The 14,196-nt window shown below is 64.8% G+C and carries 13 protein-coding genes and 1 tRNA gene; 10 read left to right on the top strand and 4 right to left on the bottom strand.

Features of this window, described 5'->3' with window-relative positions:
• The first annotated feature begins 65 nt into the window (after window positions 1-65).
• The 3 genes from ACFWPK_RS24560 (at window position 66) to ACFWPK_RS24570 (ending at window position 905) form a co-directional block, all read left to right on the top strand.
• Window positions 66-341 carry a hypothetical protein gene (locus ACFWPK_RS24560; RefSeq protein ID WP_378919461.1) on the top strand — a complete coding sequence of 92 codons (276 nt, stop codon included), beginning with the start codon at window positions 66-68 and terminating at the stop codon, window positions 339-341.
• A gap of 160 nt (window positions 342-501) precedes the next feature.
• Window positions 502-657, top strand: a complete 156-nt coding sequence (locus tag ACFWPK_RS24565; protein WP_378919463.1) for a DUF6131 family protein — start codon at window positions 502-504, stop codon at window positions 655-657.
• A 35-nt stretch (window positions 658-692) separates the two neighbouring features.
• Window positions 693-905, top strand: a complete 213-nt coding sequence (locus ACFWPK_RS24570; protein WP_378919464.1) for a hypothetical protein — start codon at window positions 693-695, stop codon at window positions 903-905.
• A gap of 36 nt (window positions 906-941) precedes the next feature.
• Here the strand turns inward: ACFWPK_RS24570 and ACFWPK_RS24575 are convergent, their stop codons facing one another.
• Both ACFWPK_RS24575 and ACFWPK_RS24580 read right to left on the bottom strand, forming a co-directional pair.
• Window positions 942-1,772 (bottom strand): MHYT domain-containing protein, encoded by an 831-nt coding sequence (locus tag ACFWPK_RS24575; RefSeq protein WP_378919465.1) that lies wholly within the window; start codon window positions 1,770-1,772, stop codon window positions 942-944.
• Between the two features lie 147 nt (window positions 1,773-1,919).
• Entirely contained in the window at window positions 1,920-2,366 is a 447-nt protein-coding gene (locus ACFWPK_RS24580; RefSeq protein ID WP_378919466.1) for an SRPBCC family protein, read from the bottom strand.
• A 163-nt stretch (window positions 2,367-2,529) separates the two neighbouring features.
• Between ACFWPK_RS24580 and ACFWPK_RS24585 the strand changes: the two genes are divergently transcribed.
• The 3 genes from ACFWPK_RS24585 to ACFWPK_RS24595 all read left to right on the top strand — a co-directional run bounded on the left by ACFWPK_RS24585 (window position 2,530) and on the right by ACFWPK_RS24595 (window position 5,772).
• Window positions 2,530-4,017, top strand: a complete 1,488-nt coding sequence (locus ACFWPK_RS24585; RefSeq protein ID WP_378919467.1) for a peptide MFS transporter — start codon at window positions 2,530-2,532, stop codon at window positions 4,015-4,017.
• 53 nt (window positions 4,018-4,070) lie between these two features.
• Entirely contained in the window at window positions 4,071-5,582 is a 1,512-nt protein-coding gene (locus ACFWPK_RS24590; RefSeq protein WP_378919468.1) for an APC family permease, read from the top strand.
• Between the two features lie 116 nt (window positions 5,583-5,698).
• Window positions 5,699-5,772 (top strand) — tRNA-Leu (locus ACFWPK_RS24595).
• A 228-nt stretch (window positions 5,773-6,000) separates the two neighbouring features.
• On the opposite strand, the gene ACFWPK_RS24600 is transcribed toward ACFWPK_RS24595, so the two are convergent.
• Entirely contained in the window at window positions 6,001-6,231 is a 231-nt protein-coding gene (locus tag ACFWPK_RS24600) for a hypothetical protein (protein ID WP_378919469.1), read from the bottom strand.
• 176 nt (window positions 6,232-6,407) lie between these two features.
• On the opposite strand from ACFWPK_RS24600, the gene ACFWPK_RS24605 reads away from it, so the two are divergent.
• Window positions 6,408-7,442 (top strand): helix-turn-helix domain-containing protein, encoded by a 1,035-nt coding sequence (locus tag ACFWPK_RS24605; RefSeq protein WP_378919470.1) that lies wholly within the window; start codon window positions 6,408-6,410, stop codon window positions 7,440-7,442.
• Here ACFWPK_RS24605 and ACFWPK_RS24610 read toward each other — a convergent pair.
• The gene (locus tag ACFWPK_RS24610) at window positions 7,381-7,761 is read right to left on the bottom strand and encodes a hypothetical protein (protein WP_378919471.1); all 381 of its coding nucleotides are present in this window, start codon (window positions 7,759-7,761) and stop codon (window positions 7,381-7,383) included. The genes ACFWPK_RS24605 and ACFWPK_RS24610 overlap by 62 nt on opposite strands.
• Before the next feature lie 318 nt (window positions 7,762-8,079).
• On the opposite strand from ACFWPK_RS24610, the gene ACFWPK_RS24615 reads away from it, so the two are divergent.
• From ACFWPK_RS24615 to ACFWPK_RS24625, 3 genes are all read left to right on the top strand, one after another.
• The gene (locus ACFWPK_RS24615; protein ID WP_378919473.1) at window positions 8,080-9,057 is read left to right on the top strand and encodes a sterol desaturase family protein; all 978 of its coding nucleotides are present in this window, start codon (window positions 8,080-8,082) and stop codon (window positions 9,055-9,057) included.
• Between the two features lie 160 nt (window positions 9,058-9,217).
• The gene (locus ACFWPK_RS24620) at window positions 9,218-10,588 is read left to right on the top strand and encodes a toll/interleukin-1 receptor domain-containing protein (RefSeq protein ID WP_378919475.1); all 1,371 of its coding nucleotides are present in this window, start codon (window positions 9,218-9,220) and stop codon (window positions 10,586-10,588) included.
• Window positions 10,585-14,190 carry a hypothetical protein gene (locus ACFWPK_RS24625; protein ID WP_378919477.1) on the top strand — a complete coding sequence of 1,202 codons (3,606 nt, stop codon included), beginning with the start codon at window positions 10,585-10,587 and terminating at the stop codon, window positions 14,188-14,190. Before ACFWPK_RS24620 ends, ACFWPK_RS24625 begins: the two co-directional genes overlap by 4 nt.
• The last annotated feature ends 6 nt before the right edge of the window (window positions 14,191-14,196 follow it).

The following is a 14,196-nucleotide window of genomic DNA, read 5'->3' on the forward strand; positions in this document are numbered from 1 at the left end:
TGAAATCAACGTATTTCAGTTACCGTCTGAGTGCTATCACAGCGAAGCGCTCGGAGGTAACACCCATGTCCATCCGTCAATCCACCGCCACCAGGGCGGGCCTGCTGGCCGTGCTCGCCGCGGGAACCCTGCTCGGTGCCGGCGGCACCGCCAACGCGGTCGGCGGCGCCGATTGGGACCTGTTCCCCTCCGGTTCCGTCGAGCTCGGCCCGCCCACCGGTAGTTCGATGGGCTCGGTCGACGTCGGCAGCGGCACCGGCTCGTTCGATGCCGACCTCGGCTCCAGCGCCCCGCGCCCGCCGTCGACGGGCTCGGCCGCGCTGCCGATCTTCGCCCGCTGATCACCCCGGAGCCGCCGTGGCCGACAGGTTCGGCCACGGCAGGCCCCGGCGGCCCGCCTCTTGCGGCACAGCCTGTTTCGAATCGGGAAAACCGGGCATGCGGAGTGTGTGGGTGCCTACCGGTATTCCACAGTCCCGACACCGAACAAGGTGATTTCTGATGATTATTCTCGGCGCAGTTCTTCTCATAGCCGGACTCGTTTTCGGCATCCCCCTCCTCACCACGGTGGGAGTCATCGTCCTAGTGGTCGGAGTCGCGCTGCTATTGGTCGGGAGCACAGGGCGTGCTATCGGTGGCCGACGGCACTACTACTGACCATGCGGAGACTCCGCCGAAATAGAGGACCAGTCATGGCAGGCAGTAGATCTCGCATCCTTTCGATCGTGGTTCTGGTGTGGTTGCTGATCGGCATCGTGGCCGCCGGTCAACGCGGCTATTACACCGAACGCGACCAGAACTGCGCGACTCTCGGCACCATCGCGGTGACGATGATCGCGGGCCCGCTGAACTACGTGGGCGCCAATCCGAAGGTCGATGACTGCGCACTACCTCAGCCGAGCTGACCGATACCGCCGTGGCCGAATATTCGGCCACGGCGGTTAACCCGGCTGCCGCGGCCAGTGCTTTCCGCTGTCGGACAGCGTGGCCGGATCGGTGCTGTGCATCCCGCCCGCACTCGTTCGCACCGGCGCGGATTCCGCTCGGTTCTCGCCGACTTCCACTTCGGCCAACCCCACCACGATCACCAGTCCGGTGACCACCAAGGACACCGTCGCGATCAACGGCAGCAGCAATTGCACCGGCGTGACACCGTCCACCACGGTCATCGATTCACCATGGTGCACGCGCATGGCCGCCATCGCCGTGTAATGCATGCCGCAGACCGCGACACCCATCACCAGCGCGGCGCCCGTCGTCTTCAGCAGGCCGCGCACGTGCAGCATGAACCACAGTGCCGCCGTGGCCGCGACCACCGCCACCACCAGCGACAACGCCATCAGCGCCGGCTGGTATTCGATCACCGCCGTGGTTCGCATCGCCCACATCCCCAGGTAGTGCATGGCGGCCACCCCCAGCCCGGTGATCGCGCCGCCCATCGGCAGTGTCACCCACTCGTTGCCGCCTCCGGTGACGATGGTGAGCCCGATCAGCACCACCACGATCGCGATAACCGCGCTGAGCAGCGTCAACGGCACGTCGTAGCGGATGGGCACCCCGTCGATACTGAACCCGAGCATCGCCGTGAAGTGCATGACCCAGATCGCCGCTCCGCCCAGCGCGACGGCCGCGGCGATGAGCCAGCCGAGTGGCGCGGGCGACGCTTTGGCGTGCACCGCGCACCGTAGCCCCAATATCGAACCGATGAACGACAAGCCGAAGGCCAGCACCGGATTCGTCCAGCCATTGTTGAAGTGCTCGATATGAAGCACGCGCGTTCCCCTGATCTACGCCTTTATATTGGCTAGAGACTAAACCAGATGCGCAGACAGAACATCGCGTCGGTGAATTCGACAGAACTATGTCGGTGCGAAATCCTCACAATGGAGAAATACGGACCGGTCGGAATTCGTGGCGAGTCATTCATTCTGCGAACGCGCACGGATCAAATGGGCCAGCCGATCCAGGGATTCCTGATTGCGGGCCGCGAAGAGCAGGTCCTGGGCCACCCCGGGGATGAGCTGTGCGGGTCCGCGGACAGCGCGTTCGATCATCCGGATCGTGGTGTGCCCCGGCTCTTCCTCGACGAGCGTGAGGGTGATCCACGCCGACCCGACCGACCACAGCCGTGCCTCCAGCTCGAGCCGGTGCGGCGGGTCGAACGCACGCACCTCGGTCGTATCGCTGATCAGCACCGGCCACAGCCCGAATCGGTAGTGGATGCGGCTGCCGACCGCGGGCCAGTCGGGGTCGACCTTGCCGATGTGGGAGGCACCGACCACCCAGCTCGCGTAGAGCCAGCCGTCGGCCAGGGTCGCGAACGCCCTTTCCGGCCGCACCGGCACGGTCACCTGGGCTGTGAGCACGTCTGATTTCCTCGTCCGTCGCGGGAGTCCGGTCACCACAGCTTAATTCGTGTCGGCGCCTGCCGCCGGACGTGTTCGCGACGGCCCGGCGGGCGCGGCACGCCGAACCCGCGACGATGCGGGAAAATTGCTGTCCGCCGTTTCGGCGTGGGATCGTTCCCCTATGTCCACGGAAGAAACACGGCTCGGCGACCCGCCGAGTCCCGCCGACAAGGCGGCCGAACGCACCCTGTTCGGTCACCCCATCGGATTGACCAATCTGTTCGGCGTCGAGCTGTGGGAGCGTTTCTCCTTCTACGGCATGCTCACCATCCTGGGCTACTACCTCTACTACTCCACCACCGAGGGCGGCCTCGGTATCGCGCAGAGCACCGCGCTCGGCATCGTCGGCGCGTACGGCGGCCTGGTGTACCTGTCCACCGTGCTCGGCGGCTGGATTGCCGACCGGGTGCTGGGGATGGAGCGGACGGTCTTCTACGGCGGTGTCGTGGTCGTGGCCGGGCATCTCGCGCTGGCGGTGCTGCCAGGGCTGACCGGCGTCGGGGTCGGTCTGGTGCTCGTCGCGCTCGGCAGCGGCGGCTTGAAGGCGAACGCGTCGTCATTGCTCGGCACCCTCTACGCGCCCACCGACGCGCGCGTCGACGGCGGGTTCACGCTGTTCTATCTCGGCATCAATATCGGCGCGTTCTGCGGCCCGCTGCTGACCGGCCTGTTGCAGCGCGAGTGGGGATTCCACGTTGCCTTCGGTGCCGCGGCGATCGGCATGGCGCTCGGCCTGGCCCAGTATGTGATCTTCCGGCGCAATCTCGGCACCCACGGGCGCGAGGTGCCCAATCCCATCACCCGGCGCGAGCTGGCCCCGGTGCTGATCGGGGTCGCCGTCGCGGCGGTCGTGGTGCTGGTGGCCGTGCTGGCGAAGCTGATCACCCTCGAGAATCTCTCCGACGTCACCACCGGCGTCATCGTGGTCGCCTCGGTCGTGTACTTCGCGGTGATGCTGCGCAGCGCCAAGGTGACGCAGGTCGAGCGGACGAGGGTGGTCGCGTTCATCCCGCTGTTCATCGCCAACGCGGTGTTCTGGTCGCTGTTCCAGCAGATGTTCACCATGCTCGCGGTGTATTCCGACGAGCGCGTCGACTGGCGGATCTTCGGCTGGGAGGCGCCGGCGAGCTGGATCGGTTCGGTCGAGCCGGTGTGGATCATCGCGCTCTCGCCGCTGTTCGCGCTGATGTGGACCAAGCTCGGCAATCGCGCGCCGAGCACGCCGATCAAGTTCGCGCTCGGCGTCATCGGCATGGGCATCGCGTTCTGGTTGTTCGCGCTGCTCAGCGGTTTCGACGGCAAGACCGTGCCGGTGCTCGCGGTATTCGCGATCCTGGGCGGCTTCGCGATCTCGGAACTGCTGCTCTCGCCGATCGGTCTGGCGGTGACCACCCATCTCGCGCCCGCCGCGTTCCGCTCGCAGATGATGGCGCTGTATTTCTTCTCCGTCGGTATCGGCACGTCGATGGCGGGCACGCTCGCCCGCTTCTACAGCCCCGAGAGCGAGACCGCCTACTTCGGGTTCAGCGGTGCCGCGGCCATCGTGGCCGGTCTCGTCGTCGTCGGGTGTGCGCCCTGGATCAAGCGCCGCATGCAAGGCGTGCACTGACCTGATTTCCGGGTAATCCCCGATTACGTTTTCGTAGCAGAAGGAGAAATACCTTGCCGACACCGCAGGACGCTCCAGGCGTGGACCGATCGCCCGGCCGCTGGAGCGGGTTGTTCCGCACCAAATCCGTCGAGCAGTCGATTCTCGATACCGATGATCCCGATTCCAAGCTCCGCAAGGACCTGACCGCCTGGGATCTCACGATCTTCGGCGTCGCCGTTGTCGTCGGCGCGGGCATCTTCACCCTCACCGCGCGCACCGCGGGCAATGTGGCCGGTCCCTCGGTCTCGCTGGCATTCGTTTTCGCGGCGATCGCCTGTGGTCTCACCGCGGTCTGTTATGCGGAATTCGCTTCGACCGTGCCCGTTGCCGGTAGCGCCTATACCTATTCCTATGCCACCTTCGGTGAATTGGTGGCGTGGATCATCGGCTGGGACCTGATCCTGGAATTCGCGCTCGCCGCGTCGGTGGTCGCGAAAGGCTGGTCGCAATATCTCGGCACGGTATTCGGATTCGATTCCGCCACTGTGCAATTAGGATCGGTCACCTTCGACTGGGGCGCGGTGTCACTGCTCGCCGTGCTCGGTGTGCTGCTCGCCGTCGGCACCAAGGTGTCCTCGCGGGTGTCGGCGGTCGCGGTGGCGATCAAGCTCGCCGTCATCGCGCTGGTGCTCGTCCTCGGCATCACCTACTTCAAGGCGTCCAACCTGAGTCCGTACATCCCACCGTCGCAACCTGCCGAGGAAAGCGCCAGCGGACTGCACCAGACGCTGTTCCAATTCATCACCGGCGCTGGTGACACCAACTTCGGCTGGTACGGCCTGCTCGCCGCGGCCAGCATCGTGTTCTTCGCGTTCATCGGTTTCGACGTCGTGGCAACCGCCGCCGAGGAGACCAAGAACCCGCAGAAGGCGGTGCCGCGCGGCATCCTCGGTTCGCTGCTGATCGTCACCGTGCTCTACGTGGCGGTGACGCTGGTGCTCACCGGCATGGTGCCCTACACCGAACTGGCCGGCGAGAATGCCACGCTGGCAACGGCATTCCAGATCCACGGCGTGGACTGGGCCAAGAACGTCATCTCCATCGGTGCGCTGGCCGGCCTCACCACCGTGGTGATGGTGCTGTTCCTCGGGCAGACCCGCGTGCTGTTCGCGATGTCGCGCGACGGGCTGCTGCCCCGTGGGCTCGCCCACACCGGCAAGCGCGGCACGCCGGTGCGGCTGACCGTCATCGTCGGCGTGATCTGCTGCGTGCTCGCCGGTTTCGTCGACTTCGGCACGCTGGAGGAGATGGTGAACATCGGCACGCTGTTCGCCTTCGTCCTGGTCTCGGTCGGCGTCATCGTCTTACGCCGCACCCGCCCCGACCTGCCCCGCGGCTTCCGCGTCCCCCTGGTCCCCCTCGTCCCCATCCTGGCCGTCGCGGCCTGCCTGTGGCTGATGGTGAACCTCTCGGTGGAAACCTGGCTGCGCTTCGTGATCTGGATGGCCATCGGCTTCGCCGTCTACTTCGCCTATGGCCGCCGCCACTCTGTCCTCGGCAAAAAGGCCGCGAGTGCAGACTGACCAGCACCTTCGATGACATGATCGGTCCCGGCGTGGTCCGTTCCGACACGCCGGGCCGACCTTGTCGACCAACAGGATTCCGGTACACCCGTACGATTCGCTACGCTATCCGGGACGCCCCTATAGCCCAATTGGCAGAGGCAGCGGACTTAAAATCCGCACAGTCAGGGTTCGAGTCCCTGTGGGGGCACTCTTTCACCGCAGGTAGGCGCGTTGCGCCGCAGGTCACGGCGCAAATCGGCCGTCGCCACCCCGGCGCCACCCCGGCGCACGGGCGGTTTGGCTGCGTGACGTTCCCGTGCAAGGCGATATTGGATACCTGAGACGGTGCGGTCTAGTGGGAGGCGCTCGGGCCACAGCACGACCCCGACGATCACGGCCAACGGCAGGCCGATCGCTACGGCGAACCCCAGCGTCGTCATCCGTCGGCCATCGTGCCCGCGAGCCCGGTCACCGGAGGCTGTCCGTCGCGCTGTTCGGCTGCGGTGAGCCATGCGGCTACGTTGTCGAGCGACCCGTGGCACACCACCCGGAACGGGCTGTACAACTCCCAGCCGTACGGCGGTTCTAGTGCACGCCGGATTGCCATAGACCGCAGGGCGGCTCGCTCGGTCAGCGCGTCAAGCTGAGGTTTGATCGCGTCGCTCATCAGTCCCCCTGTGGGTCATCGGGTGAATGCGCCCACCGCCGGAGAGCTTTCGCCATCGTCCGCGCAGCTCACTGCGCCCGATGCGCCGCGACATTCCACGGCATCGGCCCGGCGGTGGGGCTGAGAACTACTCTCGGGGACTACCGAGAAATTCACCCGCCCCATACGGTTTACCTATGTTTACCGATGGCGGGGCGGTGACCGGAAGCCTGTTGCGCGAGCTGCGCACAATAGCCGGAATCGGCCTGCGGACGATGGCCGCGCGAACGTGCTTCACCACCGGTTACTTGTCGTTGGTCGAGACTGGGCGCAAGCCGGTAACCCCGGCTGTCCTGGCCGGGTACCGCGCCGTACTGGGCGATCCGACGTTGGGGCTGGCGAACGTGGACCCTGGGCGACTACAGGCCACCGTCACCGATCCGTCCACCGCTGGCAGTTCCAGCCTGGAGGACGTGGCTGTAATCCTTGAGCGCACAAGACATTTGGAGGATGTGGCGGGTGCCGAGTTGGTTGCGCCGGTGATCCGGGGGATGGACGGGATAGCGCGGGCACTGGCCGCCGAGCGCGTAGGTGGCAGCGCGGCGGCGTGCATGGCATCGGAGGTAGCGCGGTATCGGGGGTGGCTGGAGCACGCTATCGGTAGCCCGCACGTGTCCAACCGCGCCCTGGAGGATGCGGCCAAGTTGGCGGAGGTGGCCGGGGACCGTTCCCAGCTTGCGCATTCCTACAGCTTCCGCGCGTACACCGCGCGCCACCAGGGCGACACCGCGCGGGCGATCGCACTCACCGACGCCGCTATTGGCGTGGACGGTGCCCATCCGATTCTCGGCGTGTACGACCGGTACCAGCGCGCGGAACTCCTCGCCGTGCGCAAGGAATCACGCCAAGCCGGTAAGGCGCTCGCGGCGGCCGACAAAGCTGCCGAGGCCGCCGATGGCATTGAGCTGCCGAGTTTCGGCTACTGGTACACCGCCGGGTTCTGGGGCGTTCAGCGCGGCATCGTGCTGGCGCTGCTCGGGCGCAAGGCCGATGCCATTACCGAGGCCACCCAGGGCGTTGCCGCGATGCCCGCCGCGCACCAGTCCGCCGGATGGCTGGCGTCAATGCTGGTGCAGATCGACCCGGAGATGAACACGGGTGCGAACCCAGCTACCCCGACCGACGGCCAAACAGCTGCACCACATTCGACGGAACCTCCAGAGCAGGCGTAACCACAGCTGGGGCGGGTGGTTCGGGCAGTAGATTGGCCGCGCCACCGTCCTCTTCGGGAATCCAGTCGCCGTAGGTGTTCAGGGTGAGAGTGAACGTGCTGTGCCCCAGCCACTTGGACACCTGCATAAAGTGCGTACCGGCCATCAGCTGCATCACCGCGAAGGTATGCCGCAGGTCGTGCAGGCGTACGCCGCGTGTGGGAGCGGTGGTTTCGGTAGCGGGCGCACTGGCGGGCAGCCCTACGGCGAGTAGCGCGGGCTTGAAGATCGTGTCGTAGAAGGTGCCCATCGCCATCGGCTGCGACCAGTCGAACGGCACCGCGACACGCTGGCCTGATAGGCGCAACCTTCCGCAGTTCTGGCGGCTGGGCCACAGTGGTGCAGTGGGCTCCGCGGAGCGCGGGTGCCATACGGCGCGGTCTGCATCGTCGCCGAACAGATAGGCGTGCATCCGTGCAGCCAGCCAGGGCGGGAGCGCCACAGGACACTTGCTGCACTCGAAATCATGGCTTGATGGGCCTCGGGCAGGCGACGGCGTGACCTGACCCCGCTGATTCGGTCCGGCCGGCGACAAGGTGGCGATCAGCCACACCTTGGGTTTCTGGTGTGGAGCGCCGCTCCGGACGATGGTTTACCTATGAGTGGCATGAAATCGATCGCCGAGGCGTGGCGGGAGAAGTTCCGGGCCCGCAGCCGGACCAGAGTCATCTTGGCTTGCGGAGTGCTCCTCGCGGGACTGAGCACGGCTGCCGTAGTCATCGTCATTCCCCGACTCGCGTCGGCGATGTCCGGCATGGATGTCTCGACCGTGCTGATCTGGCTGGCAATTCCGGTCTTCATCGTCGCCGTTGCGGCGGAGTTCATGTATCTCGAGCGTCACGGCAAACCGTACGACTACCGTGACTCAGCTACCTCCATCGCCGCCGGTCTGGGGTACCAGCTCCTCAACATTCCATGGGCGCTGGCGGAACTCGCGATCTTCGCGTCTGTTTCTTCGCTCGTGCCGTGGCACCTCGAGGGTTGGGTTGCGTGGGCCGTCGCACTTATCGGGGTCGACTTTGCCTACTACTGGTTTCACCGCGCGCACCACGAAATCCGGGTGTTCTGGTCGGTCCACGTCGTGCACCACTCGAGCGAGAGCTTCAACCTCACCACGGCACTACGTACGCCTTGGCTGGTTGTCACGTCCCTGCCGTTCCTCGCACCACTGGCACTGTCGGGAATCGATGGCAAGATCATCGCCGCCGCCTACGCGATCAACCTGCTGTACCAGTTCGGCATCCACACCGAGGCCATCGACAAACTCTGGGCGCCTATCGAATTCGTGTTCAACACGCCGAGCCACCACCGCGTGCACCACGGCTCCAACACTGAATACCTCGACCGCAACTACGGTGGTGTGCTCATCATCTGGGACCGCATCTTCGGCTCCTTCGAGCGGGAGGGCGAGCGGGCGATCTACGGCCTCACCAAGAACGTCGACACCTACAACATCGCAAAGATCAACGCCCGCGAGATAGTCGCGATCTGGCAGGACGTCAAGAACGCTGCGAAATTCTCGCACAAGCTCGGCTTCCTATTCCGAGGTCCAGGTTGGCAGCCACAGCCGAACTGATGCCCGGCGAAGTTCGAGTAGTCGACTACTCTACGGCGCGGCTACGTCGGATTCTATTCTGAACTCGGTTCTAGACGCATTCGCAGGCGATTCACGCTGGTGCTGCGCTACCCCAGCGTGACCGGGTGTTTTGTGGCGCAATCCGGATCGAGTGTTGGGCATGAACGACGATTTCTGGGACGATCTTCTCGCGCATATCCGGCAGCGGGTTCTGGTGCCGGTTGTGGGACCCGGCGTGACCAGGGTCGATATCGGGAATGCCGATCAGACGTTCACCACGCTCATCGGTCAACGCCTTGCTGAACGCTGGAACCTCTCCGTGCCGCCCGGCATGACCACCATGGACGAAGCGGTGGCGGCGTTTGTGCGCGAGCGCGGTCAAGACGAGATAGAGCGGTTGTATCGCGTCATCAACGACATCATCGTGGAGGTCGATCCAGAGCCCGGTGATGCGCTTCGCAACCTCGCCGCGATCGATGACCTGCGCTTGTTCGTTAGCACGACGCCCGACCGGGTGCTTGCGAAGGCAGTGAACACGGTCCGCTTCCAGGGAAGGCCGGGCGCAAGAGAGATCTCGTTCTCGCCCAATCAATCCACCAGCGAACAGTCGCGAAATGCCCAACCGGCCACGGCCGCCGATACCGTCGTGCTGAATTTGTACGGTCAAGCCGCCTCCACGCCTCAGTATGCGATCCATGAGGAGGACCGGCTGGAGTGGCTGCACGCATTACTCAGCGAAAAGGCCAGCCTTCCCGACTGGGTCAGTTATCAGCTGAAGGAGCATCCGCTACTCTTCATCGGCTGCGAGATCCCCGACTGGCTCGGACGGTTCCTCTTGCGGATGTCCAGCAGTACTCGGTTGTCGCTGGAACGTATTCCGTTCTTCCTGGCCGGCTGCTCGACGTCACGAGAACCTTCCCTTTCGAGTTTTTTCGCAACGTACTGCCGGAAGACGCTGGTCCAGCAACTGGACATCGAACCAGCGGCGTTTGTCGCGGAATTGCGAGCGCGCCGGCAGCAGCAGACTGCTCCGAGGCGGCACGATGTGGTTGGCGCCGCCGATCTATCGCGTCCGGACGCACCGACGATCTTCATCAGCTACATGCGGGAGGACGCGGACGCGGCCCGACGGGTGTGCGATGCCATCTCGAATCTGGGCGGGGACGTGTGGCTCGACGAGCGGCGACTCAGCCCAGGAGATGCCTGGGAACACGAGATCCTGAGCAGTATCCGCCGAACTGTCCGTCTGTTCGTCCCGATCATCTCCGCGAACACCGAGCATGCGGAAGAAGGCTACGTTTTCAAAGAATGGTACGAGGCGGCAGATCGTGCACGCTCAATCCCGAGCCGCCGCTTCATCGTGCCCGTGGTTATCGACGACAACTACGATCAGAACCCGAGCCGATACCGGCAGATGCCAGATTGCTTCGGGCGCTTGCACTTCGGTAGAGCACCCGGAGGCGAGCCGGACGCGGGGCTCATCGCCATGCTGCAGGATGAAATCCGTGCGATGCGGCGGGCAGCGGCATGACTCTCGTAACGAAAGCCAGGCAACTCGACAGCGAGAATCCGTGGCCGGGGCTGGAGTCGTTCGACGAAAACGGGCAGGCGTTCTTCTTCGGGCGCGACCGTGAAGCAGAGTCGTTGCTGAACCACGTGCGCGATGCTCCGGTCACGATCTTGTACGGGCGGTCCGGCCTCGGGAAGACGTCGCTGCTGCGGGCCGGCCTTTTTCCCGCACTTCGCGACGAGAACTTCCTGCCGATCTACATACGCTTGGATCTCGCACTGGATGCGACGGCGCTGTCTCGCCAGCTACACCGTTCGGTGCACCACTCGATCCGGGCTGCCGCACCCGATGCGATATTGCCCGCCGACGACGAATCGCTCTGGGAGTACCTGCATCGCAAGGACTTCGAACTCTGGAGTGCGCAGAACTACCCGCTCACGCCGGTGATCGTTCTCGACCAGTTCGAGGAGCTCTTCACCCTCGGTGAGCGCGTTCCAGATCTCGTCCGGGAATTCATGCATGACCTCGGCGACCTTGCCGAGAACCGGATTTCCGACGATGTGGCGGCACGGATCGACAACGATGAGGCCGAGGCCGGTCGGTTCCAGCTGCGGTCGCAGAATTTCAAGCTGCTGATCACGTTGCGGGAGGACTTTCTTCCCAACCTCGAGGAATGGTGCCCGCTCATTCCCGCGCTGGGACGTTCGCGGATGCGGCTGCTTCCCTTCAGAGCCGACGCGGCGTTCGATGCGGTCCACAAGCCGGCCGAGCACATGATCACCGATGCTCTCGCGCGCCGGGTGGTGAGCATCATCGCCGGCGAGGACCTCCACCTCGGCCGAGCTGCCTCGTGGGTCGACGTCGATGACGACCTCGCGGCATCGGAGGTGGAGCCTGCGCTGCTGAGCCTGTTCTGCCGTGAGCTCAACCAAGAGCGGAAGCGACGCGGTCAGGCGCACTTCGACGAGCAGCTGGTCGAGGACGCCAAGCGCGACATTCTGTCGAACTACTACGTGTCGTGCGTGCGTGATCTGTCGCCGCGAGTCGCGGAGTTCATCGAGTCCGAACTGATCACCGAGAAGGGGTTTCGCGACAGCTTCGCCCGTGAGGACGCGGTGCCATCACGGCTGACCGACGACGAACTCGCTCGGCTGATCGGCTCGCGCCTGGTGCGGCTCGAGGAATACCACGGCGCGCAACGGATCGAACTGACACATGATGTGCTCACGGGCGTCGTGCGCGAACACCGCGACCGGCGACGCTCAGAAGAGAAGCGCGCGGCGCAGGCGGCCGATGCCGAACGGGAGAAGCAAGCCCTGTTGGACGCTGCCACCCAGCGTGAGGCCGAACTCGACGGTGAGCGGCGGGCGGGACGGCGGCTCAGGCGGTTATCAGCTGTCCTGGCACTGGTGTGCGTCGTATCGGTCGTGCTGGCTGTCGTGGCCGCGATCAATTGGCGGTCTGCCGCCGACGCCCGCAACGATGCCGCTGCCCGCAACAAAGAGGCGCTCGCCGGGCGCCTGACCTCGCAGGCGCAGGCGATTCTGTCCGGCGGCCAGCCCGGCAGCGAGTTGGAGGCACTCGACAAACTGCTTGCAGCACAGCAAATCTCGACGAATCCTGACCTCGGCGCATTGGTAGCAACGTTGCGGAACGAGGCGCGTTTGCACAAGATCATCGACCTGGCTACGCAGGGCGGTGTGCTCAGTGCCGACGGTCGGCGGATCGTCGCGCGCGCACCGTCCGGAATCAAGCTGGTCGACACGGATACGGGGAAGCCGCTCGGAGAGCCGTTCGTTGCCGACGGCACACTCGAGGCCGTAAGCCCGGACGGGCGGTATCTCGCATTGAGTGACCGGGACGCCGTCATTCGGGTCTGGGACTCGGCCACGGGTAAGCCGATCGGGCCGCCTGTGACGGGCGGCAAAGGCCGGCTGCAAGCCGCTGTCATCAGCCCGGATGGTAACCGGGTCGCCGCAAGCTACGCGGATCACGCAAGTTTGTGGGACGCCCGGACCGGGCAGCAGATAGCGCCCTCGCTGGGTGGGCCCGACACACAGGTGCGGGCTCTGGCGTTCAGCCCGGATGGGAACCGCCTGGCTTCCGCAGGTTTCAAGGGGTCTGTAAAGCTCTGGGATGCCCAAAGCGGCGCGACACTCGGCGAAACAGCACCTACCGACGGCCCGCGCCTCGCCGGCAGCGAAGCGATATCGAGTCTGAGCTTCAGTCCCGACGGACACTTCATCGCCGCCGGCGGCAACACCTTCGGCCTCGGTACATTGTTGAGCGAAGGCACACCGTTGCGGATCTGGAACGCCGATACCGGCGCCAAAGTCGAAAACCCGGTAACCGGCAATTTCGGCGACATCGTATCGGTGGCATTCAGCCCGGACGGGGGCCGGATCGTCACAGGTGGCAGCGACAAAACCGTACGACTGTGGGACCCGAACACCGGTCAGCCGGTCGGCAATCCGCTCGGTCTCAATGCAGTCGTCCAGTCCGTCGCCTTCACTCCTGACGGCAATCGAATCGTTGCGGTAGCCGAAGACACCGCCCAGGTATTCCACGCCGATCCCGATGCCGCGTTGACCACCGAGGTAGGCGGCAGCAAAGCGGTTGAGCTGACGACGGTGGAAACCAGGCACGGGGTGGACAACCGAACGGATCGCCCGCGAATCGTGGTCCTTCGTGACGGTGCGCTGCGACGGTTGGACGCCGACACCGGTGAACAGGTTGGGGCCGTGATCGTTTCCGAGGCACTCCGAGGAGGCATGCAGATCTCTTTCAGCCCGGATGAACGCTGGCTCGCGGTTGTGGGCCGAGACAACGATATCCGTGTCCTGGATGCAGCAAATGGGCGGCAGCGCGGCGCGCCGATCAAAGGGCACAACGACACATTGAATGCGGTGAAGTTCAGTCCGGATGGGAAGACACTCGCAACTGGAAGCAGTGACAACACGATCCGGCTCTGGGACTGGACAGAGGGGCGGAAGGTCGGCGAACCGTTGACAGGTCACAAATATGGCGTGAAGGAAATTGCGTTCAGCGAGGACGGCCGTCGTCTGTATTCCCTCAGCAGCGATTCCGTCCGGATCTGGGATACCTCAACGAGGCAACCGGTCGGCAAGACAATCGAGGGCTCCTTCACGACCATGACACTCAGTCATGACGGCCGGCGCATCGCGGTCGCAGACGACGAGGCGATCCGCCAATGGGACGCCGAAAGCGGCGACGCCGTCGGAGAGCCTTTCGAAGGTCACGACAAGTCCGTCGATTCCGCCGGCTACAGCCCCGACGGCAGGTACCTCGTCTCCGCCTCGACAGACCACACGCTGCGTTTCTGGGACGCCCACACCGGACTTCAGATCGGCCAACCGATCGACACCGCCCCGGTCGGCTTGACCCCAATTATTGAATTCAGCAAGGACGGACGTCGCGTTTTCATTGTTGCCACGGGGCTCTCCTTGGACGGCAAGCCTCCGTTTGTGGGCGGCGGGATCTGGCAGCTTCCGGCGCCCGCCGCGTGGAGGGACGAGCTCTGCGACAAACTCACCTCGAATCCAAGCGACGAGCAATGGAAGAACTGGGTTTCGAACGACATTCCGAACTCCGAACTGTGCTAGGGCAAA

It is taken from the genome of Nocardia sp. NPDC058519, assembly GCF_042719755.1.
Taxonomy (GTDB): domain Bacteria; phylum Actinomycetota; class Actinomycetes; order Mycobacteriales; family Mycobacteriaceae; genus Nocardia.

Excerpts from the sequence above, each read along its gene's own strand:
- ACFWPK_RS24615 (WP_378919473.1), top strand. The coding sequence starts at position 8,080 with ATGAGTGGCATGAAATCGATCGCCGAGGCGTGGCGGGAGAAGTTCCGG.
- ACFWPK_RS24620 (WP_378919475.1), top strand. The coding sequence starts at position 9,218 with ATGAACGACGATTTCTGGGACGATCTTCTCGCGCATATCCGGCAGCGG.
- ACFWPK_RS24570 (WP_378919464.1), top strand. The coding sequence starts at position 693 with ATGGCAGGCAGTAGATCTCGCATCCTTTCGATCGTGGTTCTGGTGTGG.
- ACFWPK_RS24605 (WP_378919470.1), top strand. The coding sequence starts at position 6,408 with ATGTTTACCGATGGCGGGGCGGTGACCGGAAGCCTGTTGCGCGAGCTG.
- ACFWPK_RS24565 (WP_378919463.1), top strand. The coding sequence starts at position 502 with ATGATTATTCTCGGCGCAGTTCTTCTCATAGCCGGACTCGTTTTCGGC.
- ACFWPK_RS24560 (WP_378919461.1), top strand. The coding sequence starts at position 66 with ATGTCCATCCGTCAATCCACCGCCACCAGGGCGGGCCTGCTGGCCGTG.
- ACFWPK_RS24585 (WP_378919467.1), top strand. The coding sequence starts at position 2,530 with ATGTCCACGGAAGAAACACGGCTCGGCGACCCGCCGAGTCCCGCCGAC.
- ACFWPK_RS24600 (WP_378919469.1), bottom strand. The coding sequence starts at position 6,231 with ATGAGCGACGCGATCAAACCTCAGCTTGACGCGCTGACCGAGCGAGCC.
- ACFWPK_RS24625 (WP_378919477.1), top strand. The coding sequence starts at position 10,585 with ATGACTCTCGTAACGAAAGCCAGGCAACTCGACAGCGAGAATCCGTGG.